This is a genomic window from Leclercia adecarboxylata, from assembly GCF_035787115.1.
In the GTDB taxonomy this organism is placed as follows: domain Bacteria; phylum Pseudomonadota; class Gammaproteobacteria; order Enterobacterales; family Enterobacteriaceae; genus Enterobacter; species Enterobacter adecarboxylatus_E.
Genome location: NZ_JALKTL010000004.1, coordinates 63,697 through 86,868, shown reverse-complemented (window position 1 = coordinate 86,868; position 23,172 = coordinate 63,697). Strand labels below are relative to the sequence as shown.

Genomic DNA, 23,172 nt, shown 5'->3' with positions numbered 1-23,172 from the left:
GCTGCCGATACAGCTATGGTGGCAGCGACATATAGCCTTTGTTACTTAAGAGGTAATGCGGTTGGGAATATATTTTTCGGCGGTAAAATCCTTGTCGTTAATAATGGTAAGAATTTATGATTGACTAAATTTGATATAGCCAGAAAGTATCAGAAGTGCAAATTCAGTACGGGTTAATAAGCGTTTAGCGAGATTTAAAACGTTATTAATTGTCAGGTTAATATGTCGGCATGAGGCACGGTGCGGCCTGTGTGGGGTTTTGAAGCGAAGCGGTGTTCCGTTTTTTTGTATTTAATTTAAAAGGATAAGTATATTCAGACAGAGGTGATTACTTTGGGTGATATTTCAGTGTGGCTATCTAAATAATTCAGTGAGAGTGAATGTAATAGTGCATATGATATATTCATGAGGAGTTTTTGATATTAATTTTTAGCCATTGAATTAATGGAAAACTGTGCTATTTAGATGGGCGTATAACTTAAGGCAACCAGGATATTTGGTAGAAATATCATTACGCAGGCAGGGTCACATTATTAGCAAAATAGAACGACGGGTTGTCTTTTTGCATGCCGGGTAAAGCGCAGGCGTTACCCGGCATGTAGCTATCGTTAACCGGTAATAATATGGTTCTGGTTCACCAGCTCCTCGTAGGTGGTCTGCACATCATCCAGCGTCACCAGCGTGGCCGGCGCAAAGGTTGTGCCAGCGCCATCCCGGTCGATCCCGATCGTCGTGTTGCCCTCGCTGCTGCTGACGTGGAGATAATCCCCCAGCGTGGCGCTATCGCCACTCCAGCCGACCAGCAGCTCGCTGATGTCGATTTTGTCTCCCTCCGCCAGCGAGAAGTTACTGACGTGACCGCTCCCGTTATCGCTGAGCACGTTGTAAATCAACGTATCGCCGGTGGTACTGGCGCTCAGGGTACTTACCGATGGCTCCTCACTTTGGGCAAACGCCGCGGTGGCGACCGGTGTGGTCGGCGGGTTCGGGGCTGCCGGATCGACGTTAATCGTCCAGGTATCGGAGATCAGGCTGTGATTACCGCGGCGGTCAACGGCATCGGCGGTGAGAGTGTGGGACCCATCGGTCAGGCTTGCCGGCACCTGGAAAGACCAGTTGCCTGAAGCGTCGACCTCCGTCATCCCGATTTGAATGGCCTCGCTATAGACAAAAATTTTGGTGCCAATCTCACCGGTACCGGAGATCGTCGGCGTGCGATCGTCGGTTAACGTCCCGCTCACGACTGTACCGGTCATGTCCGGCACATTATCTGCCACGTCGGTAATAATGGGGGTGGCCGGTGGGGTCGTGTCATCGGCTTCGACCGTACTGGGATCGCTGGTGTTGCCCGCCCGATCGGTAGCGGTAAGGCTCATGATCTCGCCGTTCAGCCTGGCGCTGGGCAGCGTAAAGGAGAAGTTGCCTGATTCATCAGCATCCATTTCGCCGAGTCTTGTGGTGCCCTCCATGATGACCACTTTGCTGCCTGCTTCCGCGATGCCGGTGAGCGTCAGGCCATCGTCGGAGATATCCAGCTCGGCAGGGGCGTCCGGTGGCGTCGCGTCGCGGGCGGTGGCCTGGGCGGGCGGGCTCGGGTTGTTGGCGGTGTCGAAGGCGTAGACCGTTAGTACCTCGCCGTTGAGCTGGGCAGGTGAGATATTAACGGTGAAGGTGCCGTCGGCCTCTACGGTGCCGGTACCAATCTCCTGTCCCGTGGCGTCGCGTACCGAGATGCGCGCGTTGGTTTCTGCTTCACCGCTCACGCTGTCGCCCGTTTCGGCGACGGTGAGGGCCGTTGGTGCCGCCGGGGCGGTACTATCCGGCACGGTCAGCGGCGCCTCAGGACCTTCGTTTCCGGCCCGGTCAGTGGCGACGGCGCTCAGCGTTTCGCCGTTGACCTGCGCCGGGGTCAGGGTCAGCGTAAATGCGCCGTTGACGTCCGCCGTGGCCGTGCCCAGGCTTTCGCCCAGGTCGTTGGTGACCGTAACCGTCGAGTATGGCTCGGCGCTACCGGTGAGGGTGGTACCTGTGGCATCGATCGCAAGGCCACTCGGTGCAGCCGGAGGCGTACGATCGACGGTAAATTCAAAGGGCGCGGAGGAGGGGCTCAGGTTGCCCGCGACATCCGTCTCCGTCAGGGTGAAGGCATGTTGGCCTTCGGTCAGCGGTTCAACAGGGGTATAGCTCCAGGCGCCGTTGTCTGCGACGATGATTTCCGCTATCAGCAGTTCGTTGTGGTAGAGGGTAATGGTACTGCCGGGATCGCCGGTGCCGCTTAGCTCCGGCTGGTTAGCATCGGTAAAGCCGCCGGCGGTGACGAACCCCTGGACGTTGCCCTCGTTATCCATCACCTGCAGAACCGGCGCACCTGGGGCGACGGTATCAATGGTGAGGTTGAACGCCGGCGAGTCCGGGCTGGTATTGCCTGCGGGGTCGGTGGCGCTGGCGGTGATCTCATGGTAACCGTTAGCGAGATCGGCGGTGGGGGTAAAGGTCCAGCTGCCGTCGCTGTTCACCACCGTGCTGCCGATGTTTTTGCCGTTGTCATAAATTGTAATGGTTGAACCGGCCTCACCGCTGCCGCTAAAGACCGGGCGCGGATCGTCGGTGGTCTGATCGCTGTTCAGCGCGCTGGTCAGGCTGCCGACATCGTCGTCAGCAATAATAATCATTGGCGCATCCGGCGGTGTGGTATCCGCAGCGGTAATGCTGGTGGGCGGGCTGACGTTGCCGGAGCCGTCGGTGGCTTTGGCCGTCAGGGTCTCGCCGTTGGTGTAGGGAACCCCCAGCTCGACGGTAAATTCACCATTGCCGTTGGCTTTGGCTTTGCCCACTACGTTACCGCTGGCGTCAGTGACGGTCACCGAGCTGTTGGCTTCGGCGCTGCCGAGCAGCTGGGTATTGCCGTTGGCGAAATGCAGGTTAGTTGGCGCGGCGGGTGGGGTGGTATCGAGCGAGACCGGACCCGGATCGATACGATCGTCACCGCCACCCCCGCCGCCGCCGCCACCGCCTGCCGCCAGCGCAATACCGCCTGCGGCGGCCACGCCGCCGAGCACCCACGGCCAGATGGGGGTATCACCCGACGAGCTGCTGACGTTGCCCGCCAGCAGCGCATCGGTGGTGGGGATCGACTGATAACGCTCAACCGCCAGCGGGTCTTCAATCCACCACAGCGCCCCGTTTTCATTCAGCACCAGCTGGTGGTCGTTGACGTAGTAGTTCTTCAGCGTCACGGTTTCGCCGTTGGTCATCCTCACCAGCAGATCGTTATTGCTGCGGGAGTAACTGGCAATATCGCCCCTGCCGGCCTCGAGCTTAACGACGGAATCCTCGCCCAGAAAGATCTGGTTACCTTCTGCGACTGTTTCTTGATGGGTCAGTCTGGAGATGACAGTGAATTTACTCATTTGTATAACTCCCAACAGAGTGTAATGAATTGCTGTGTGTTTAAATCATTTTTTGCAGCAGATTTTAAGCGTTCGCAAAGCGACACTATTTGTCAGAAATAGTGACCTGCTGAAATAGTTTTATCTGCGACTTTGTTGTTTTTTGCGCAGGCGTGATGATTGCCATCCCTGTTATAAATATTGCTGGCGTTTTATGAGTGCATTAAAGGATATAGCCAGAAAGGACCAAAAGCGCAAATGGCGAAGCGGTAAATATAAAATTGCCGCTCGCTTAACCGAGAAAAAGCCAAATTAACAAGAGGGTATCGTTAGGGGTTGCTTTTAACTTATTGATTTATAGTATTAATTTTTTAAGTGTGAAACTTTTTTATGCGGAGTAATGATCCCGAAGGTTGCGGGCGATCACAAATTTAATCGCTGAAGAGGATTTTATTTATTAAATGTGAGGGCGCGTCAGGACAGTCTGAGTTATATTTTTGCGACTGGGTAATAGAAGCTTTACTGTGTTTTTGAATAATACAAAGGTATGATTTTTTCTCTTGTGAATAACGCCTTCTGCGAAACGCTCTACGACATTCGTACTATTTATCTTGCGTTTACTATTTTCTGAAAAGCAGTATAGAACAGGCGGGGATTTTTACCGGGGCAATTATTAATAAATATTATCGCATGAAGTGGAAGATTTACGGGCGTCGCATCGCCTGGATCGCAATCGCAATTGCGATGCGATCGTCCACCACCAGCGCAAAGCGATCCATCTTATACGCCGAGCGTGAGATTTCGGTAGTGGCATGTAGCGCGATCGTTTCTTCTGACAGGGGATCGAACGTGGCATCAAGGATCACCGGGCGGCTGAGTTCCCGGACGGTGAGCGTGCCGAACGCGCGGTAACGATCCGCGCCGAGTTTCACCACCCGGGTGCTGGTAAAGGTGATGGTCGGGTAGCGGGCGGCGTCAAAAAACATGTCGCTTTTCAGCTGCCAGGTGAGCAGGTTGTTGGATGCCTGGAGCGTGGCGACCGGTACGGTCACCCTGATGCGATCGTCAAATTCGTTGTCCGGATTCAGCGTCACCGTCCCCGTCACCCCATTGAGATGCGCCCATGACAGGATGCCGCCAAAGGCTCGCCATGAGAGCTTAATGGCGGTCTTCTGCGTGTCGATGGCATATACGACGGGCGCTGCGTACAGCGACGGGCACATGAGCGTGACGACCAGCAGAAGCATGAGGCGCAGCATAGGGTGGCTCTCCCTTTGACGGACAAAACGTTAACGCAGCAGATCGCAGGTTATTCGGCGTTTGCCCTGCGTGAGATAAGCGTAGAAACAGGGGAGAACCTCGGCAAGGTGTTTCAGGATATTGTTAAATATGGGTTTGTGTCGGGTTAACCGTTTCATAAGCTTTTGTTGAGCGGTGCGACAACGCCGGGTGGCGGCTACGCCTTACCCGGCTTATAAAACGGCAGCCTGCTGGTATCAAATCTCCTTAAACGCCAGCTCCAGCCGCGCCTGCAACGGTTTAAAGAGGTAGTTCAGGAAGGTACGTTCCCCGGTTTTAATCGTCACGCTGGCGGGCATCCCGGCTTTAATCTTGTGATGGCGCAGCAGGCGCACCCCCTCCGGGGAGACCTGCACTTCGGCCAGGTAGTAGGGCTGCTGGGTCACTTTATCGATCAGACGATCGGCCGAGACCGTGAGCACCCGGGCAGGCACCGACGGCAGCAGGGCGTGGTTCAGCGCCGGGAAGAGCACGTCAACGGTCAGCCCTGGCGCCATTTTATCGATGGCCTGCACCGGGATTCTGGCGTCGATCTGCAGCGGCTGCCCGGCGGCGACGATATCCATCAGCTGTTCGCCCGGCTGGATCACCCCGCCCACGGTGCTGACTTTGACATCCAGCACAATCCCGTCAATCGGGGAGCGGATGACGGTATTATCCAGCTCGTGACGGGTCGATTGCAGCTCATCCTCCAGCATCGCCACCTCTTTTTGCTTGAGGGTTAACTCAGACTCCACCTCCCGCTGGTACTGGTGCTGCACCTGGAAGGCTTTGATCCGCAGTTCATTTTGCTGCGACTTCAGTTTGGCGATGTTGAGAATATCTTCTGAAACGGTACTGGAGATCTCTGCGGCCTCACGCTCCAGCACCATCAGCTGGGCTTTCGGGTAGTAGTTCTTCTCGCTGAGCGCCCGGATGGCCCCCAGCTCTTTATTGATCAGCGTGAACTGGTGCTCGCGATAGCCCTTAATTTTATTCAGGTTCTCCGTCTGTCCGACCAGTCCGTCAAGAGACTCTTCGATCATCGAAAGCTCATCCTGAATGTTTTTCCGCCGGGTCTCAAAGAGTCTGGCCTGTAACTGCTGGCTCTCGGCCAGACGTTTGTTACCGGCAAAGTTCTTCACCAGCGCGTCGCTGAACGTAATGGCATCCGCGCCGTTGCGTTCTGCCAGCAGGCGGTCCTCGCTGGTTTTCGCCGAAATATACTGGGCGCTTAACGCGCTGTAGCGCATGTCCAGCTGCAGGGGGTCGAGGCGCATCAGAACCTGGTGCTTTTTCACCACTTCCCCCTCTTTCATATAGATATCGGTTACCCGGCCACCGCTTAAGTGCTGAATGGTTTTGCGGTGGCTGGAGACCGTCACCGTCCCGTCGGCCACTACCCCGGCATCCAGCGGCGCTTTCACCGCCCAGAGCAGAAATCCGCCCACCGCAATAACGATCACCGCCAGACCGCGAATCAGCGGTGGCCAGATATTGATATCGACTGTCTGGTCGTCTGGCATTGCCGGGCTTTTTTTGTTGTTTTTCATGATAATGCCTCACGTTGAGGTTGATGGCTTTCAGCGGCCGGGGCTTCGCTGGCAGGGGCGACGGGTACCGATTTGAGCATGTTGGCCTGGCGCAGGTTGGCAAACACCTGCTCGCGCGGGCCGAACGCCTGGACGGCGCCTTCATTAATCAGCAGCACTTTATTCACCACCCCGAGCAGGGTCGGGCGATGGGAGATCAGCACCACCGTTTGCCCCTGGGTACGCAGGGTGTTAATCGCCTTGATCAGGGCCATCTCTCCGGCGTCATCGAGGTTGGCGTTAGGCTCATCAAGGACGATAAAGGCGGGGTTGTTATAGACCGCCCGGGCCAGGCCGATGCGCTGGCGCTGGCCGCCGGAGAGCTGGTGGCCGCTGGCGCCGAGTGGGGTGTCGTAGCCCTGCGGCAGCCGTAAAATCATCTCGTGGACCCCGGCAAGCTGGGCGGCGGCGACGATCGCTGCGCTGTCGGCGGGGCCGAAGCGGGCAATGTTCTGGGCGATGGAGCCGTCAAACAGCTCCACGTCCTGTGGCAGGTAGCCCATCGACGGGCCGAGCAGGGTTTTATCCCACTGGCAAATGTCGGCACCGTCCAGCCGCACTTTGCCGCTCAGCGGATGCCATACGCCCACCAGCAATTTTGCCAGCGAGCTTTTACCGGAAGCGGACGGCCCGATGATCCCCAGCACCTCGCCCTGTTCGAGCTGGAACGAGACGTTACGCAGCGTGGCGATTTTCTGCCCCGGCGGGGCGGCGAATATGCCTTCGACGCTGATGATGCCTTTCGGCGCGGGCAGGGTAAGGTTCGCTTTGGGCGCCGGATACGCCTCCAGCAGGCTGGTGAGCTGTTTCCAGGCGCTGCGGAACTGCACAAACTGTTTCCAGCTGCCGATGATCTGTTCCACCGGGCTCAGCACGCGACCGAGAATAATAGAGGCGGCAATCATCAGCCCGGGGGTGATTTCACCCGCAATGACCAGCAGGGCACCGGCTCCCAGCGAGATGGACTGCAGCAGCACGCGGACAAACCGGCTCAGGCTGCTGAAGACCGCGGATTTATCGGCAATGTGGGTCTGTAACACCATCACTTTGCTGTGTCCTTCCAGCCAGTGGTTTTTCAGGGTGGCGAGCATCCCCATGGCTTCAATGGTGTCGGAGTTCTGCAGCTGCTTATTCAGAATGATCGAATTACTGACGCTCAGCATATGCGCCTGCTGAATCGGCGTTTTGGTGCAGAGCTCCGTTAAGACAGTCAGGCAGAGCAAAATAAGGATCCCGCCCAGCGACAGATAACCCAGCAGGGGATGCACCAGGAACGCCACCAGCAAATAGAACGGCGTCCAGGGAATATCGAGCAGGGCAAATAAGCTGTTGCCGGAGAGGATCTGGCGAATTTGTGCCAGCTCGTTCAGCGCCTGCGCCGGGTTATTATCCCCGGTGGCAATTTTGCGCTTAAAGGCGGCGTTAAATACCAGCTGGTTTAATTTTACATCCAGCCGGTTGCCAAGCCGGGTCATCACGCTGGAGCGGGCAAACTCAATCATCCCGATAACCATATACAGCCCGACGATCAGCAGCGTTAACATCAGCAGGGTGGTGGTGTTCTGGCTGGCCAGAACCCGGTCGTACACCTGTAGCATATAAATTGCCGGCGCCAGCATAAGCATATTTATGACACTGCCAAAAAAGAGCAGGGTAATAAATGCAGGCCTGGTTCCCCTCAGGGCATTTTTCAGTTCTGTTGACTTATACTGGCGCGGCATAGGGTGCTCCTTATTAAATCAATGAGGTCTTGTTATGGGTTTACGCTGTGCGTTAACTGAACTGGAAATCCGTTGCCGTTATTGCACTCACCGTCGTATTCAATAAGGTGATCCGTTCCCCGCTGGCGAAGCTCAGGACGGTAGACGTACCATTTGCGGTCATCGTGATGCTGTTGGCGTAATTAGCCGCAGTCAGACCTCTTCCCGCCAGGTTGATCAGATCCTGACCGCCCGCAGCGTTGCTGTCGAAATCGGTAATCACGTCCTGCCCGAAGCTGGCGCCAAAGACATAGGTATCGTTGCCGCCGTTACCGGTCAGGGTGTCATTGCCGCCACCGCCGTTGATCCGGTCTACCCCGGAGCCGCCGGTAATGGTGTTTGCCAGGGCGTTACCGGTTGCGTTGAAGCCGCCGATGCCGGTAAAGGAGAGCACCTCCACGTTTTCCGCCAGCGTGTAGGTGGTCAGCGTGGTTCTCACGGTATCGTTGCCGCCGTTGACCCCCTCCGTGACCGTATCGCCGGCGTTATCAAGCTGATAGATGTCGTTGCCGAGACCGCCGGTCATGGCGTCAGCCCCCTGGCCGCCGTCCATGAGATCGTTGCCGTTACCGCCGGTCAGGGTGTCATTCCCGGCCTGGCCGAACAGCGTATCGTCGCCATCCATCCCGTTCAGGGTGTCGTTCCCTCTGCCGCCCGTCATGGTGTTGGCCAGCGCGTTGCCGGTGCCGTTGAAGTTGCCCGTCCCGGTGTAGGTCAGGTTCTCGAGGTTATCCCCCATCACGTAGCTGGCGGCGCTGACCTGAACGCTATCGGTTCCGGCATTGGCCTCCTCGGTGATGACGTCGCCTGCGTTATCCACGACATAGGTATCGTTACCGACGCCTCCCGCCATCTGGTCGGCACCCGCGCCGCCGTCCAGCGTGTCGTTACCCGTTCCGCCAATCAGCACGTCATCGCCCGCCAGGCCGAACAGGGTATCGTTACCCGCGCCACCGTCGATGTAGTCGCTGCCGGCGGTGCCGAACAGGGTATTCCCTGCGCCACTCCCCACCTGGATGTTGCCCACCAGCTGGGTTGGGGCGGAGGTCAGGGTCACGGACGGGTTGCCCTCATCGTCGGTGACGGTGACGATCACCCGCAGCTGCCGCTCAACCTGTGCCTGGGTCGGGGTAAAGGTTGCCGCCGTGGCCCCGGCAATGTTGACGAAGCCCTGGCCCAGACTCATCTGCCACTGGTAGCGGAAGTTGTTACCGTTGGTCAGGCCATCGCCATCGGTGATGCCCGAGACGTCAGCCGTCAGGGTCTGGGTGCGGGTTGGGGTCAGGTCGCTGATGACCGGCACGCCGCGGGTTGGCTGATCGCGAGGGCCTACCGCGCTGGTGATGTCAGAAATGAGGGATTCTGCATCGCCCATCCGGTCGGTGAAGCTGGCGGTGACCCGCAGCTGCGCGCCGGAGAGGTTATTCCCCACCCGGAACTCGGTGCCGGTGGCCTGGTCGCGCCACTGGCCGCCAATCAGCGCCTGCCAGGTGTAGGTGATCGGCAGGTTGTCGGCCAGACCGTTACCATCCGCCAGGGCAGAGGTATTCACCCGCAGCAGATCCCCCACGGCAGGTGCCTTGTTGCTGATATCGACGCTGCCCGTGGCTTTTTGCGCCGTTACCCACAGCTGGGTGTTGTCGCCAAACTCCAGTTTCTCGATATTGAGCAGACGGTCGGTACCGTCACCGAGCGGCAGGTTGGCAGAGACGGTGGCATGGTTAACCGTCAGGCTGCCATCGGCGTTGCGGATGAAGTTGTAGTTACCGTTGACGTCGCGGTAGAGCGCGATGTCGGTTTCACCCGTGTTTCCGTCATAGAGGATCTCACGCACAATGTGCAGCTGGCCCGGGTTCAGCGTGCCGTTCAGCATTTCGGCTTTGAGCTCGTTCATGCTGTCGGCGCTCTTGATCACCGCGCCATTCGCGTCCCGGACTTCGATACGCACGTTCAGCCAGGCATCGCCATCGATGATGTCGTCACCGGCTTTGCCCATAATGCGATCGCTGCCGCCGCCGCCGAGGAGGATGTCCGCACCGTTGTCCGGGTTCAGCACTACGCCATCCACGGCACCGTTGATGAGCGTGTTGCCGACCACCTTATCCAGCCCGTTGATCCGTGCGACCCCTTCCAGGGTGAGGTTGTTGGACAGCGGGGTGCCCTGTACGGGGGCGGTGCCGATGGGCTGGTCGGTGCCGGTGAGCACGTCGTCAAACTTCCAGCCGGACAGCCCTTCCACCAGGTCGAAGCGATCGCGCAGGATAAACTCCTGCTGGTTAACGAAGATCGGAATGCCGAGGTCGGAGTTGGCCCCGACCACGTCGCCCTTGTGGATAGCCCAGTCAAAGCCCGCCATGCCGTTGTTACGCTGGATGCCGGCGCCCTGCACCATAATGTCATCGCCCGCTTCGCCGTCGTAGTCGGTGTCGTTGCCCTGACCGTTCAGCACATCGTGGCCAATGATGGTGCTGTTAAAGAACAGCTCGGAGTTTTCGCCCGTCAGGGAGTCAAAGCCGTCGCCGCCCTCAATCCAGTCGTCACCTTCGTTGCCCATCAGCGCATCGCCGCCGGAGCCACCGAGGATGAAGTCATTATCCAGCCCGCCAAACACCTCCTGCGCATCTTCGCCGACGACAATAAAGTCCTGCCCGCTGCCGCCGAAGCTCAGGTCGTTACCGTTGCCGGAGAAGATGACGTCGTTCCCGGCATCGCCGTGCAGGAAATCAGCGCCGCCCACCGGCGTACCGGTGTCGGTGATGATGTCGTCGCCGTCGCCGCCGTGCACGGTATCGGCTTCATCGCCGCCGTCGAGACGGTCGTTGCCGCCGTCACCCCACAGGCTGTCAATGCCCAGACCGCCGATTAAGGTGTCGTTTCCGGCCGAGCCGCCGAGCACCACGTGGCCGCCACCGATATATTTGAGGTACGCGCCGTCCGCCTTGCCGTCGCCGTCGACATCCGCCCCGGCCGCCTTACGTACCACCAGCGGGGTGAGCAGATCCTTAATGGCGTTCCCCCATTTGGGATCGGCCCCCATCTGCACCGCGGTGTTCACCTCCAGCACATGGTCCGGGGTCATAAACAGTTTGGCGTGGACGTGGGAAGAGCCTTCATTGCCGAGGTCGCTGTTACGCATCACCAGTGCGGCAAAGGAGTTGGCCTCCAGCTGGTTGAGCATGTTCAGCCCCTGTGTGCGGCTCAGGTAGTAGAAGCGGTCCCCGTCCTGCAACATCTCCATCTGGGTTTCGAAGACGAAGTTGAAGGTAGAGCCAAGCATGCCGCCGAACTCCATTTTCCGTTCGGCCAGGCCGCCAATCCAGAAGTCGACCATGTTCAGGCCGGACTCTTTGTTCGCCCACGCGCCGGTGCTGTTGAAGAAATCAAAGGCGTCGGCGCGGGTGGCATCGTCGGCCGGGCCAAACAGCAGGAATTCGACCGCCGCGCGTTTTTCGGCGATGGTCTGGGCGTTGAGGATCAGCTGATGCTGGCCGTAGGCGGCCATAAAGTTGAGGATCGAGGCGGTATTTTTCAGGTTCGCGGCGAAATCAGCCCAGCTCTCATAGGGCTTCAGTTCGCTGTTGCCGGTGAGTTCGAAGAACTGTTCCCGGGCCTGGTTGAGGGTCGGCATAAAGGTGTCGCGACCGCGGGCGATGTTGAGCGCACCGAGATCCAGCGGCAGGCCGACCAGGTTATTACGCAGCGCCCCGGTCAGGAACTCGTCGATCTCGTTCCCCACCTGACGGGTCATGCCGCGCACGATGGCGCCGATGGCCGCCTGATTATCCAGCGAGCCGTTATTATCGAAGGCCAGCGGATTGAGGAAGGCCTGAATCAGACCGAGGTCGTCGCTTTGCATATCAAAAGTGGTGCGATCCACGGTCTCCGTCAGCATCGAGTGGCCGAAGCGGTACACCACGTGAGCGAACTCCGCGAAGATGGCCGGGTTGATGTCGGCGGTGTTCGAGAAGACAAACGGGTCAACTGCCGGTTGTACCGCCCGGGCGAACTCTTCGAATACCAGATGCTGGTATTCCATCTCGGTGGTGAAGCGACCGGCCTGGAACAGGTATTCGCCGTTCCAAACCAGGGTGCTGGTGTCCGCCGGGATCTCTGTGATCTGATGGTTCGGCATCAGCCACTGGTTGATCAGGTTGATATCGCCCGACCCCAGAAGGGTGGTTTTATACTGCTCCACCAGGCGGTTATGTTCGTCGTGGAACACCGAGTGCACCGCGGTTAAGCCAATGTTTTCGTTGCCGCGACCGTCGCCGGTGATGAAGTGGCGATCGAGCAGTTCGTTATCGTAAGTGCCCGCTTCCACCGTACCGTTGATCAGATTGTCGGCGTCCTGCAGCAGGTTGCCGTTAGCGTCAAGTTTTGGCACCGCAGTATGGGCAATATCGTCGAGGAAGGCGTGGCCAGTACGCAGCGTGTCCGGCGGCAGTACGCCACCGTTGGCTTCAACCAGCCCGTGGAGGGTGACAATTTGCACCTTGCCGTTGGCGCTTAGCATCAGGTTGCCGTAGCGATCGGTGGCCAGCAGCGGCACGTTGAAAATATCCGCATCGGTCAGCTGAATGCCGAGGAACTGCAGGGCATGGGCCTTGACCTCACCCCAGGTGGCGATCCCGTGCGCGCCATCCAGCAGATGGCCGGTTGGCTCCGGTTTACCGTCGATCATGGTGTATTCGCGCAGGAAAATCTGGTGCGACGGATGGGAGGTGTAGGTCTGGTTCTGGTCTATCCACGGGGTGGTGGTGTTAACGGTGTTATGGGTGGCATCCACCTTCGCCCGGGTGAGGAGCATGAAGTTAGTTGGTGAGCCGGGGACATACAGCGGATCGTCAGGCATTAACGGGATAAAGACGATCCCGTTGCCCTCTTTGGGGATCAGATCCAGACCGTGGTCAAAGAACTGGCCGAAAAAGGTCATCCAGCCGTTAAAGGCCGGGGAGAGACCGATATCCGGGGAGAGGTTGGGAATAGACAGGCTGCCATTTTCACTGGTACCGCCGCCGGGGGCGTCTGCCAGCCCCTCCGCCGCCTCTACTGCCGCCGGGTTATTGGCGCTCTGGTCGGAAATAATATTACTGATGGTACGCGGATCGGAATCCGTCACCATGCTGTTGGGGCCGGAGGCGCTCAGATATTTTGCCAGCTCGGGATCGTTCATGATGGCTTGCAGATCCAGCGGTATCAGCCTTGGCATGGTCTGGTCGGCGGAGCCGTACATTTCCTGGCCGGGGATCAGGTTGTTCCACGAGCCATCCACCGTACGTATCCCGTAGGGCAGCAGCGGGTCGCCTACGGCATCACGCAGCGCATCGCCGTCAATGGTGCCATCGGCTCTGGTGGCCGATTCGGAGATCTTGATCTGCTTCAGAATAAATTCGAGGTCATGCAGCGTGACGGTAAAATCATATTGTTCAGCCATAACTTTTTACCTCAGTCTTGAATCGCTATCATCATTCGCTTTCGCTGTATAAAAAACGTGCGAAAAGAATGCGCCGGGTCATACGGGATTAATTTTTTGTTGGTAATTGCATTAATGCGCTCCGTGTTAAGTCGTTAATGACAATACCCTTTCGCCCGGTTTTTCCGGGATTGTGGGGAGAGAATTTTGGGTAAGTTTATTTATCCCTCCTGTGAAGGGATAAATAAAATCACTAACGGACTCAACGCTTCGAATACGCAGAGATATTCAAAGGATTGGGATCGCAGGCATGACAATGTTTTAGCGCGGCTTAATGGATGTGTAAAAGTGTTATCACATGTTACAGTCCCGCTATGGAGATAACTATGGAATGTCTTTATCTTCCAACAATAATGCTTTTTTATGAGCGCTTTGGGATTGGTTTATTATTTTTCTACGCCATTTTAAATAGCATTAAATGAAAATAAGACGGCAAGGGAGGGCAGGTAAAGGTTATTTAAAATTCTTCGCAGGCTTATTAAAAAAAACGCCATGCTTAACATTTTTTCCAGGTGATTGTAAATGAAAAGAAAAAATAAGGCTGGTATACTCTTTTTGTAGGCGATAGCAGAGGTTTAACGAGGCAGGAAAATTAATGCCAGCGGTTGTTGTCAATGTAACCGGTTGCGCAGACTTGTACATTTTAAACAGCATTGTCTATGTTTTCGAAATTTCTTTTTTATCAACTTCTGTTAACTGACAGGAGTATTTAACCAAAGTTTTTGCGTTGTTAATTACTCAGTCGCGGGAACAATATTATCCTGCGAAGTAATAGTTGAATGGTTGGTAAAAATAAATAAGGATAAAACTGACGGCGAGTCAATATAAACAGTGGTTAATATGCAATTGAGAATTATTCAGATTTTATTATAGTGATAACAATGAGACGTGCTGAACGTCCGGAAGTACCTTAAAGCGTTGGGGAAGGGCGAGAGAGGTTGCCTGAGAACCTGAATTTTTGATGGAGGTGTCATGTTGTTACTGAATCAACTGGATGCAAAAGTCAAAGCTCAGGGCGGGCTGATCGTCTCCTGTCAGCCGGTACCGCAGAGCCCGATGGATAAGCCGGAAATCATCGCGGCGATGGCGCTGGCGGCGGAGCAGGCGGGCGCCGTGGCGCTGCGTATCGAAGGTATTGCCAACCTGCGGGCGGTGCGCGCTCTTGTAAGCGTGCCGGTTATTGGCATTGTGAAGCGCGATCTCCCCGACTTCCCGGTGCGCATCACCCCCTGGCTGGAGGATGTGGATGCCCTGGCAGAGGCCGGTGCCAGCATTATTGCCTTTGACGGTACGCAGCGTCTGCGCCCGGTGCCGATTGACGCTCTGCTGGCCCGCATCCGGCAACATCAGCTGATCGCGATGGCGGATTGCGCCTCGCTGGAAGAGGGGCTCTACTGCCATCAGCAGGGAGCGGAGTTGATTGGTACCACGCTTTCGGGCTACACGTCTGAGGTGACGCCCACGGCACCGGACCTGGCGCTGGTGGCCTCGCTTAGTCAGGCCGGTTGTCGGGTGGTAGCCGAAGGGCGTTATAACTCACCGGCGCTGGCGGCGCAGGCTATCGGGCAAGGGGCATGGACCGTGACGGTAGGTTCCGCCATCACCCGGCTGGAACATATCTGTGCGTGGTATCGGGATGCATTACAGAGAGCGATAAAATGAGCTTCCTGGCCTGCACGCTGTGCATTTCGCCGTCATGGTAAAAGGTCCAGCGGTCGTGGAGGCGCCCGCGCAGGACAAAGGTCAGAGCGTTGATCCGGCTTAACTCGTCGGGATGAGACGGCTCGCCGTGGCGGGCGATCCACGCGGGGGAGGCCACCAGTACGCGCCGCATCGCTGAAACTGCTCAGCACCGGGACCCGCACGAATAATGACACATCTTCAAGCCGAGCCATTTTCATCTCCCGAGTATAGGTCTTGTCTTCGCGAAGCTATTTTTCCCGTCACAGCTTCGCTTTACCATCCAATTATTACGACCCACACCCTAAAATGCCGGAGAGATTATGAAAGCCATTGCCATTACCCGTTCCGCCCCTGACAACATCGCGTTCCTGCAGGATATTGAATTACCGCAGCCGGTGGCGACAGGACACGATCTGCTGATTGAAGTGAAAGCCATCTCCGTTAACCCGGTGGATACCAAAGTCCGTTCCGGCTTTACGGGCGATACGCCGCGCGTTCTCGGCTGGGACGCGGTGGGTATTGTTGCCGCGGTGGGCGAGGCGGTGACGCTTTTCGCCCCGGGGGATGAAGTCTGGTATGCCGGTGCGCTGGGACGGGCAGGCAGCAACAGCGAGTTTCAGCTGGTGGACGAGCGTATAGTCGCCCTGAAGCCCAAAACCCTGGATAACGCGGCCGCTGCCGCGATGCCGTTAACCGCCATCACCGCGTGGGAGATGCTCTTCGATCGACTGGGCGTTCAGGAGCAGGGCAACGAAGGCGACACGCTGCTGATCGTCGGCGCTGCGGGCGGGGTGGGCTCCATCCTGGTGCAGCTGGCGCGCAAGCTGACGAAAATGACTGTGGTAGGTACGGCGTCACGCCCGGAAAGCCAGCAGTGGGTGCGGGAAGCGGGAGCGCATCATGTTATCGATCACAGCAAACCGCTTTCCGAAGCGCTGGCCGCTGCGGGGATCAACGAGGTAACCCATGTCGCCAGCCTGAACCACACCGCTGCGCATTATGCAGAGATCATCAAGGTGCTGGCACCGCAGGGTAAACTGGCGCTGATTGACGATCCTGAGACGCTGGATGCCCGCCCGCTGAAGACGAAGAGTATCTCCCTGCACTGGGAGTTTATGTTTACCCGCTCAATGTTTGAAACCCAGGATATGATCGCCCAGCACCAGCTTTTGACCCGCGTTGCAACGCTGATTGATGAGCAGGTGATCACTACAACCTTGGGTGAGCACTACGGAGCCATTACTGCAGCGAACGTGCAGAAGGCCCATGCGCAGCTCGAAACCGGGCGTGCGGTCGGGAAGATTGTGCTGGAAGGGTTCTGAGATGGCCTCCTCTGACATCATCTCGCTTATTGCGGTTCTGAAAGCGAAGCCCGGCAAGCGTGACGCGCTGAAGATGGCCTTACAGGCGCTGTTGCTGCCGACCCGTCAGGAGCCCGGCAACGTTGAGTATCAGCTGTTTGAGCTGCGCGACACGCCAGATATGTTTTACGTCCGGGAAGCCTGGCGAGGCCAGCAGGCATTAGAGGCTCACATTGCGCTGCCCCATTTCCAGGCCTTTATCCTGCAGATGGATGAGTTGCTGGCGGAGCCGCTGCGACTGGATTACCTGACGGCGGTAGAGCCTTAAGGGTTCTGTTAAGAGACGCAGGGAAGGTTGGAGTACTGGAACAGAGAGACGGTAGAAACAAAAAAGCCCGCATTGCGGGCTTTCAGGACTTCGTATCAGGCTCTGGTGACCATCAACAAAGAATTTTGGTGGGCTGGCGGGAGTTGAACCCGTGTCCGAAAGTTTTTAATCCACTAATAAATATGAATTAATTTCCCATAAAAATCCGCGCGGCTCCTTTACGGCTCCTTTCGTGTCCCGCCACTGGCTAGTAGTGGTCTTCGCTCAGTGTTTCCGTCGTACTCTTTCAAATAAGATCCGTAATGCCTGAAGAGCATCTCCGGCCCCTTATGGCCCATCTGTCCGGCGAGCCAGAAAAGGTTGGCGCCCTGGCTGATGTGGCGCGTCGCAAATGTATGCCGGGTCTGGTAAGGGTTGCGGTACCTAATCCCCGCCTTACGTAAAGTTGGGACCCAAGCTTTTTTGCGGATCGCGTCTGCGCTGGCCCACGGCTTATTCGTTTTCGGATCCTCGAATATCGTTGCGTCTTTCATGAAGGTGAAAGTTTTCTGATTCGCCAGCACTGCCATCGCCACATCGTTAAGTTCTACTTTGCGTGTTCCTGCCTTTGTTTTCGTCCCCTTAATAACGCCAACTACACTCGCGTTCTGAACGTGCGCAGTCTTCCCGATGAAGTCGATATCGCGCCAGCGCAGCGCGCATAATTCGGAACTGCGCAAACCCGTCTGGATAGCGAACATAAACAGGTTTTCCCACTGCTTATTACCGGCAGAGGAGAGGAGGGCATCTACTTCTGCTGGTGAAAGCGGATCGACAATATAGTCGCTGTCAGCAGTCGATTTGTCGCTTTGATACCGGGATGCCGTTACCAGAGATACCGGGTTGAGTTGGAGCACGCCATCTGTTACAGCCTCGTCAAGCGCTGAGCGCAGGAAAGAAAGCTGGTTGCGAATTGTCTTTAGCGTAGTGGTGCGGCTCTGGATCCATGCTTTCATCGCAGCCGGCGTCAGCTCGCTTGCAGGCAGTGAATGAAGGGCTGCCAGAGCGCTACGACATTTTTTATAACCGCCAATAGTAGACGGCGAAAGTTTTCGCGTTTCACAGATGTGGATGTATTCGTCCAGGTACATTTTTATTGTCTTTCCAGCGGCCGCATTGCCAAATAATTTTAACCGTGCAGATCGCGGGAAATATTCTGCATAAACGAATGTTCCACGCTCGATTTGATTATGGATTTCGCCGAGGGTACGCTCGGCGTATTTCAAGTTTTTGGGGCTCACTTCCAAATTAGAAAGGGGCTCTCTGCATTTCACCCCTCTATAAGTGAACGTGATATTGATGGTTTCACCCTGGCTGTGCTTCCTGATGGTCACGCCGCGCGGGAGTTTAGGCGACTCTGTCTTGCCCATTTAGCTACCTCACTTAGATCAATCCATCTCTCCTTAACGCCTTCCACCTTCAGCACTTGAACTCCCTCCCGCCACACACCACGCTGCACGCGTTTATTGATGGCTTCGAGAGTCTCGCCTGTTTCACTGCAATAAGTTGAGATAGGGACACAATCGAGGTTCAGCATAATTCCTCCACTTTACCGGCTGCACCCGGTTACTCTTTAAAGATACAGGTTCCGCAACCATTACGGATCCAGTCACAACAACTGCCACATGGGTTTACTTTTTTGGCTGCGGATCCTCCTGCTGAGGTGCTGCTACGACGATCGGTTTAATGGTTGACAGCTTAAGCCTGCGAGCTGTCAGCGGCGCGCCACTGCGGCGGCCGTCTTCCTTGCGATAGGTTTCACGCTGACCAACGCACCAGGTTGTCGGCGTCTCATGCAGCTTTACGGTCTTCTCGCCGTCCTTGGTGATGATGGTACCGGTATGGGTTTTGACTTTGCTCATTGGGCCGCTCCATGATGAAGTGTTGAAACAACCTCTCCGGCGCTACGACGGGCGTCTGCCGCCAGCCGGTCACGCTCGCTCAGTGATTCGCACAGCGCGGCTCGGGTTACATCCAGTCGCGTAGCCAGTTCGGTGACCAACTTCGCTGACTCCGGTGGTAGTGACCGGGCAGCCTGGTGTGCTTCAGCCACTAACTGTCTTGTGGTCAGGCGCATTTGCGGATCCCCATCAGCTCGTTGAACCGGGCCATGAACAGACCGTAGGCCTGCACCGGGCGTAGCGGAATGACAGTAAACAGGTCGGTTGGCGGGATACCGACGAGAACAGGCCACACAGTGCCGTCGTCGATGTCCAGATCGCGGCGTTCGGTACCGAGCATGACCAGGTCGGCATATTTAACGGTTGGGTGCTGGTGGGCCGGCAGTCCGAACTTCTCGCGGATCACGCCATCCACATACGCTTCGACACGACGGTAGTCAGGCAGAATACGCTTCAGCGGTGCGGGAATATCCTGGACGTAGGCTTCAGCTGCATCATGCAGCAGCGCTTCGAGCGCGAACTCTGCGGGAACCAGCTGGCTCACCAGCACCGAATGCTGCGCAACGCTGTAGAACTCCGGCAGGTGGCCAGCAAAGCGGCAGATGTGAGAAAGGGCAGTGGCAATATCCTCGATCACGATATCGTCGTGATGAATATTGAGGTAGTTAATATGCTTCCCGGACAGTGTCTGAATATATGACATTACGTGTTCTCCATTTAAACGCGCTGCACCGCGCCTCTTCTCAAAACAGACCAGGTTGAGTGGTCTTCTTCGTGGTTTTCTTTTGCTTCAGCTCGGTTTTTGAGGTCTGTTTCTCAGCCCATAATTTCGCGAAGCGTAAGCAGTCATCAAAGATCGCGCCTTTTTTACTGGCCTGGGACATGCGCTTATAAAGGTCGATCGCCTGCCACGCCCCCCCCTGGGCCACCGTTACGGGAAAACCTGCGCGAATTAGCTCTTCCCGGACATTCTTTTCAATGAACTCGATATGGTTCACATTGCCTCCATTTATCCCGATTAAGCGGAATTTAGGCTGCAGCAACCCAACCCATTACGATGGGGAAGGTTGCTATTCAGGGGTTATAGTTGGGCTTCGCCGCCTAGCGCCGTCGTCAGATTTTTTAGGAGGGCATTAAGCTCGCCGGTCATCAGGACGAAGTCAGCGTCAAAGCGAAGAGCGGCATCCTCCCGATCAATATCATCGTTCTGGTCGCGCAGCTCGTCTGCGAACCTGAGGCGCTTAATCGCCGCGTCATCACTCAGAACGAAATTGATGCGCTGCTGCCAGTCCAGCGACAGCCGGGTTACCAGCTTGCCAGCATTAAGGTGGGTGGTGATCTCTTCGCTGGAGAGTTCCTGCTTTTTAAAGCGGCCGACTCCGCCATCTTCAAGGATGGCCTTGAGCTCAGCTTCATCACCCAGGGCGAAACCCTGAGGCGCGGATCCAGATCGCACCCATTCGGTCATCGTCAGCTCTATCGGGGTTTCCATCGTTAGCGGCACCACCGGTAAGGAGCCGAGAGTTTTACGCAGCAGCGCCAGCGCGTCTTCGGCCCGACGGGCGCTGGAGGAATCGACCAGTACCAATGCTTTCTGCAGGTCTACCCAAATGCGGATCGTGCTGCTGCGGGTAAAAGCACGAGGTAGCAGGGAATGAAGCACCTCATCGCGCAGTGAGTCCTTTTCTGTTTTTTTCAGCTTGCGGCCCTGTTGGACTTCCAGCTTCGCAATCTTCTTGTTCAGTTCCTCGGTAATGACCTGCTTAGGCAGAATCTTCTCGTCGCGACGAATTACCAGCAGCAGTTGGCCGCCGGTGAGGTGGAACAGCTGATCAGAAAGGGTATCCATTGGCGGTACCCAGCCAGCCTTGGCGAAGTCCTGGCTGCCGCATGGGGTGAAGCGGAACGCCTCCAGCTTCTGAGTCAGTTCTGCGGTGTCATTGTCGTCGACGATGATCACATCGCGGCTCAGGCGGTAGGTCAGAAGGTTTTTGAAGAACGGGTTATTCATTAGGTTGTCCTCTGAGCGCCTCTGCACAGGCGCTACGGGTTAGTTTCTCCACACAACACAGGAGAGCACCTGCGGTTAGGAAGCCGCCCGGATGGATTGGGTTATGAGCCCGTCACCCGGTGATGCTCTCGTGTGTTGCGTAAAAAAATGCGGCATCCTCACGGGTAGAGAAAGATGCCGCCAAAGACAGCAATGCAGCTATTACAGGTCTTAGGTTGTGGTGGCGGCCCTTGCATGCCGCTGTAACGCCGTTTCCCTCCAGTCCGCGTTCTGACTGTTACCCCTGCGCATTACTCATGCCGGGCTTTGATCACCACAACGAGAAAAGCACTGTCTCGAGTTCTGTCGCCGGCCTGTTAAGCAGGCGCCGTTCCCTAAATGCTTTCGCCGTTGTGTTGGTCTATTCATCCCTCCCGGTCCGGCAGCGCTACCTCGCCGGGAAGAATGAAAAGGGCAATTACGTTGCCAGTCGGCTTGTTGGTCTGGGCTGTAGCGTCAGGTGCAGCCGCGCGGGGTTTGCTCACCGCCCCAAGTTCTCCCCGCTATTCTTTAGCGCGAAACCTGAGAGAAACGCCTTCAAGACTGTCGGCTTTCGCCATGTTCGGTGCGAATCATCCCCATCTTCATACGCCTGGGGCGGCTACTGCGTGGGCGTCCTGCCTGCTCGCTGTTGCTTTCAGGTACATTATGTACCGTTAGGGTACATTGTCAAGCACAAAAAAGCCCGCTTCCGCAGGCTCAACTTTAAAATTTAAATTTTGTTAAGGTACCTTCGAGGTTTTCCTGAAAAGATCACCGTACCGATTATGGAGCAGCTGCCGTCTATCTTAACGTAGGGCTCCGGCCAACTTTGATTCAAGGCCTTAAGGTACTTACTGCCGCCATCCTCAATTAACCTCTTGAAGGTGGTCTCTCCTGAATCGTGCATTAAGGCGATAACGTCATCGCCATGACATGCCGGAATTTCGGGATCTACAAAAATCATGTCGCCCGGACGGTACTCATCGATCATAGAGTCACCAATCACGCGCAAGATATACGTCATGGGTCCGCACGGCACAGGGCACGGATAAGTTTCAACACTACTCAAGTCAACCTCGGCAAAGCCAGCTTCCGTCCATGCTCCTGCCTGCACCCAGGATATAACCGGAACCAATGTTATATTTCTATTAGTGTCTGATACGTCAGGACTTTTTGCAACATTAGTGGTTTGGTGTTCCTGATCCAACCAGCCTAACGGCAAATCAAAGCATTTTTCAATATGGCGAGCCATTGCATCGCCAATATTTTTAGACGCGCCATCCCCCATAAACCTGCTGGTTTGGGTAGGTTCTCTGTCGATCATGGTGGCGAAGTAAGTATTTCCGCCGACACCGTCACGCAGTTTTCTGGCGTTTAACCGCCTAATTTCCTGAATCGTTTTCATCCCAGAATTAAACATTGTGTACCTTAAAGGTACAAGTACCTTGTAGGTTCATATTATTCATGTAATATGTACACAGGAGGTACATATTATGAAAGAGTATTGGGACTCTTTATCGAAAGAGCAGCAGTGTGAATTAGCAGTAAGCGTCAAATCAACCCCCGGTTATCTGCGTTTAGTTTTCAACGGCTACAAAAAGGCAGGGTTCGCCCTCGCCAAAAAGCTCGAAGAGATCACAGCTGGCGCAATAACTAAATCTGATTTGCGACCTGACATCTACCCGAAACAGTAACCAAGATCGTGAAGAAAAGACACCACAGCATCAAGGAGTTAACCGTGGATAACCAACAACACTGGCAAGTCGAAAAACAGCCCGCATGGCTGGTGGCGGCAATTAAAAAGACCATCTCAAGCCTGCCAGGCGGTTACGCCGAGGCCGCTGAATGGCTGGGCGTGACAGAGGATGCGCTTTTTAACCGCCTGCGTACCGGCGGCGATCAGATTTTCCCAATGGGCTGGGCGATGGTTCTCCAGCAGGCCAGTGGCACCAAGCACATCGCTGATGCGGTATCGCGCCAGTCGAACAGCGTCAACGTTCCGCTGGTGGATATTGAGGACGTGGATAACGCCGATATCAATCAGCGCCTGATGGAGTCTATTGAGTGGATCGGTAAGCACTCGACATACGTTCGCAAGGCTACTGCTGATGGCGTGATTGACCAGGCCGAACGCGAGCAAATCGAAGAGAACAGCTATCAGGTCATGCAGAAATGGCAGGAGCATTTAACGCTGTTATATCGCGTTTTTTGTGCGGCAGAAAAGAATGACGCCCGCGAGTGTGCAGCTCCGGGCGTCGTGGCGTGTCGAATCAGTGGAGAAACTAACGCATGAACAGTTTAACGGTAAAGAACCGCTTGCCGCAACTTCGGATGATCCCGGTGCCGGGCCTTCCGCTGTTTCGGTATGAACGCAGAGTAGCAAACCGCTGGGTGGC

Annotated in this window: 18 protein-coding genes and 1 pseudogene; 5 read left to right on the top strand and 14 right to left on the bottom strand. The window is 56.1% G+C overall.

Features of this window, described 5'->3' with window-relative positions; genetic code table 11:
* Window positions 1–608: 608 nt before the first annotated feature.
* From MXM41_RS14340 to MXM41_RS14320, 5 genes are all read right to left on the bottom strand, one after another.
* Entirely contained in the window at window positions 609–3,410 is a 2,802-nt protein-coding gene (locus MXM41_RS14340) for an Ig-like domain-containing protein (RefSeq protein ID WP_325932659.1), read from the bottom strand.
* A gap of 683 nt (window positions 3,411–4,093) precedes the next feature.
* The gene (locus MXM41_RS14335) at window positions 4,094–4,648 is read right to left on the bottom strand and encodes a YceI family protein (RefSeq protein WP_325932658.1); all 555 of its coding nucleotides are present in this window, start codon (window positions 4,646–4,648) and stop codon (window positions 4,094–4,096) included.
* A gap of 237 nt (window positions 4,649–4,885) precedes the next feature.
* On the bottom strand, window positions 4,886–6,220 hold the full coding sequence (locus MXM41_RS14330; RefSeq protein ID WP_325932657.1) for an HlyD family type I secretion periplasmic adaptor subunit: 1,335 nt from the start codon (window positions 6,218–6,220) through the stop codon (window positions 4,886–4,888).
* The gene (locus tag MXM41_RS14325) at window positions 6,217–7,980 is read right to left on the bottom strand and encodes a type I secretion system permease/ATPase (RefSeq protein ID WP_325932656.1); all 1,764 of its coding nucleotides are present in this window, start codon (window positions 7,978–7,980) and stop codon (window positions 6,217–6,219) included. The genes MXM41_RS14330 and MXM41_RS14325 overlap by 4 nt, the downstream gene beginning before the upstream one ends.
* A 52-nt stretch (window positions 7,981–8,032) precedes the next feature.
* A complete protein-coding gene (locus tag MXM41_RS14320; RefSeq protein WP_325932655.1) occupies window positions 8,033–13,453 on the bottom strand; it encodes a peroxidase family protein in 5,421 nt (1,806 codons plus the stop codon).
* 1,011 nt (window positions 13,454–14,464) lie between these two features.
* Between MXM41_RS14320 and MXM41_RS14315 the strand changes: the two genes are divergently transcribed.
* Window positions 14,465–15,154, top strand: a complete 690-nt coding sequence (locus MXM41_RS14315) for an N-acetylmannosamine-6-phosphate 2-epimerase (protein WP_325932654.1) — start codon at window positions 14,465–14,467, stop codon at window positions 15,152–15,154.
* Here MXM41_RS14315 and MXM41_RS14310 read toward each other — a convergent pair.
* Window positions 15,144–15,323 (bottom strand): annotated as a pseudogene (locus MXM41_RS14310) (LysR family transcriptional regulator); the annotation flags it as partial. The gene MXM41_RS14315 and the pseudogene MXM41_RS14310 sit on opposite strands and share 11 nt — an antisense overlap.
* Window positions 15,324–15,495: 172 nt before the next feature.
* Between MXM41_RS14310 and MXM41_RS14305 the strand changes: the two are divergent.
* Both MXM41_RS14305 and MXM41_RS14300 read left to right on the top strand, forming a co-directional pair.
* Entirely contained in the window at window positions 15,496–16,497 is a 1,002-nt protein-coding gene (locus tag MXM41_RS14305; RefSeq protein ID WP_325932653.1) for a zinc-binding alcohol dehydrogenase family protein, read from the top strand.
* Between the two features lie 16 nt (window positions 16,498–16,513).
* Entirely contained in the window at window positions 16,514–16,804 is a 291-nt protein-coding gene (locus MXM41_RS14300; RefSeq protein ID WP_325932980.1) for a putative quinol monooxygenase, read from the top strand.
* Window positions 16,805–17,022: 218 nt separating this feature from the next.
* On the opposite strand, the gene MXM41_RS14295 is transcribed toward MXM41_RS14300, so the two are convergent.
* The 8 genes from MXM41_RS14295 to MXM41_RS14260 form a co-directional block, all read right to left on the bottom strand.
* Window positions 17,023–18,213 carry a site-specific integrase gene (locus MXM41_RS14295; protein ID WP_156264424.1) on the bottom strand — a complete coding sequence of 397 codons (1,191 nt, stop codon included), beginning with the start codon at window positions 18,211–18,213 and terminating at the stop codon, window positions 17,023–17,025.
* Window positions 18,174–18,380 carry an excisionase gene (locus MXM41_RS14290; protein WP_231600409.1) on the bottom strand — a complete coding sequence of 69 codons (207 nt, stop codon included), beginning with the start codon at window positions 18,378–18,380 and terminating at the stop codon, window positions 18,174–18,176. Before MXM41_RS14290 ends, MXM41_RS14295 begins: the two co-directional genes overlap by 40 nt.
* Window positions 18,381–18,474: 94 nt before the next feature.
* A complete protein-coding gene (locus MXM41_RS14285; protein WP_325932652.1) occupies window positions 18,475–18,705 on the bottom strand; it encodes a hypothetical protein in 231 nt (76 codons plus the stop codon).
* Window positions 18,702–18,896, bottom strand: a complete 195-nt coding sequence (locus MXM41_RS14280; protein WP_325932651.1) for a hypothetical protein — start codon at window positions 18,894–18,896, stop codon at window positions 18,702–18,704. Before MXM41_RS14280 ends, MXM41_RS14285 begins: the two co-directional genes overlap by 4 nt.
* A gap of 14 nt (window positions 18,897–18,910) precedes the next feature.
* On the bottom strand, window positions 18,911–19,447 hold the full coding sequence (locus tag MXM41_RS14275) for an HD family hydrolase (protein ID WP_325932650.1): 537 nt from the start codon (window positions 19,445–19,447) through the stop codon (window positions 18,911–18,913).
* A 40-nt stretch (window positions 19,448–19,487) separates the two neighbouring features.
* Complete coding sequence (locus MXM41_RS14270; protein ID WP_325932649.1) at window positions 19,488–19,742, bottom strand: hypothetical protein; 255 nt, start codon at window positions 19,740–19,742, stop codon at window positions 19,488–19,490.
* Window positions 19,743–19,825: 83 nt separating this feature from the next.
* A complete protein-coding gene (gene rdgC, locus MXM41_RS14265) occupies window positions 19,826–20,755 on the bottom strand; it encodes a recombination-associated protein RdgC (RefSeq protein ID WP_325932648.1) in 930 nt (309 codons plus the stop codon).
* A gap of 751 nt (window positions 20,756–21,506) precedes the next feature.
* Window positions 21,507–22,181 (bottom strand): LexA family protein, encoded by a 675-nt coding sequence (locus tag MXM41_RS14260; protein ID WP_103826553.1) that lies wholly within the window; start codon window positions 22,179–22,181, stop codon window positions 21,507–21,509.
* An 88-nt stretch (window positions 22,182–22,269) separates the two neighbouring features.
* Here MXM41_RS14260 and MXM41_RS14255 point away from each other — a divergent pair, with 88 nt between their 5' ends.
* Both MXM41_RS14255 and MXM41_RS14250 read left to right on the top strand, forming a co-directional pair.
* Complete coding sequence (locus tag MXM41_RS14255) at window positions 22,270–22,470, top strand: YdaS family helix-turn-helix protein (protein WP_103826518.1); 201 nt, start codon at window positions 22,270–22,272, stop codon at window positions 22,468–22,470.
* Window positions 22,471–22,514: 44 nt separating this feature from the next.
* Window positions 22,515–23,069, top strand: coding sequence for a YmfL family putative regulatory protein (locus MXM41_RS14250; protein WP_258754912.1), 555 nt, complete (start codon window positions 22,515–22,517; stop codon window positions 23,067–23,069).
* Window positions 23,070–23,172: the final 103 nt, after the last annotated feature.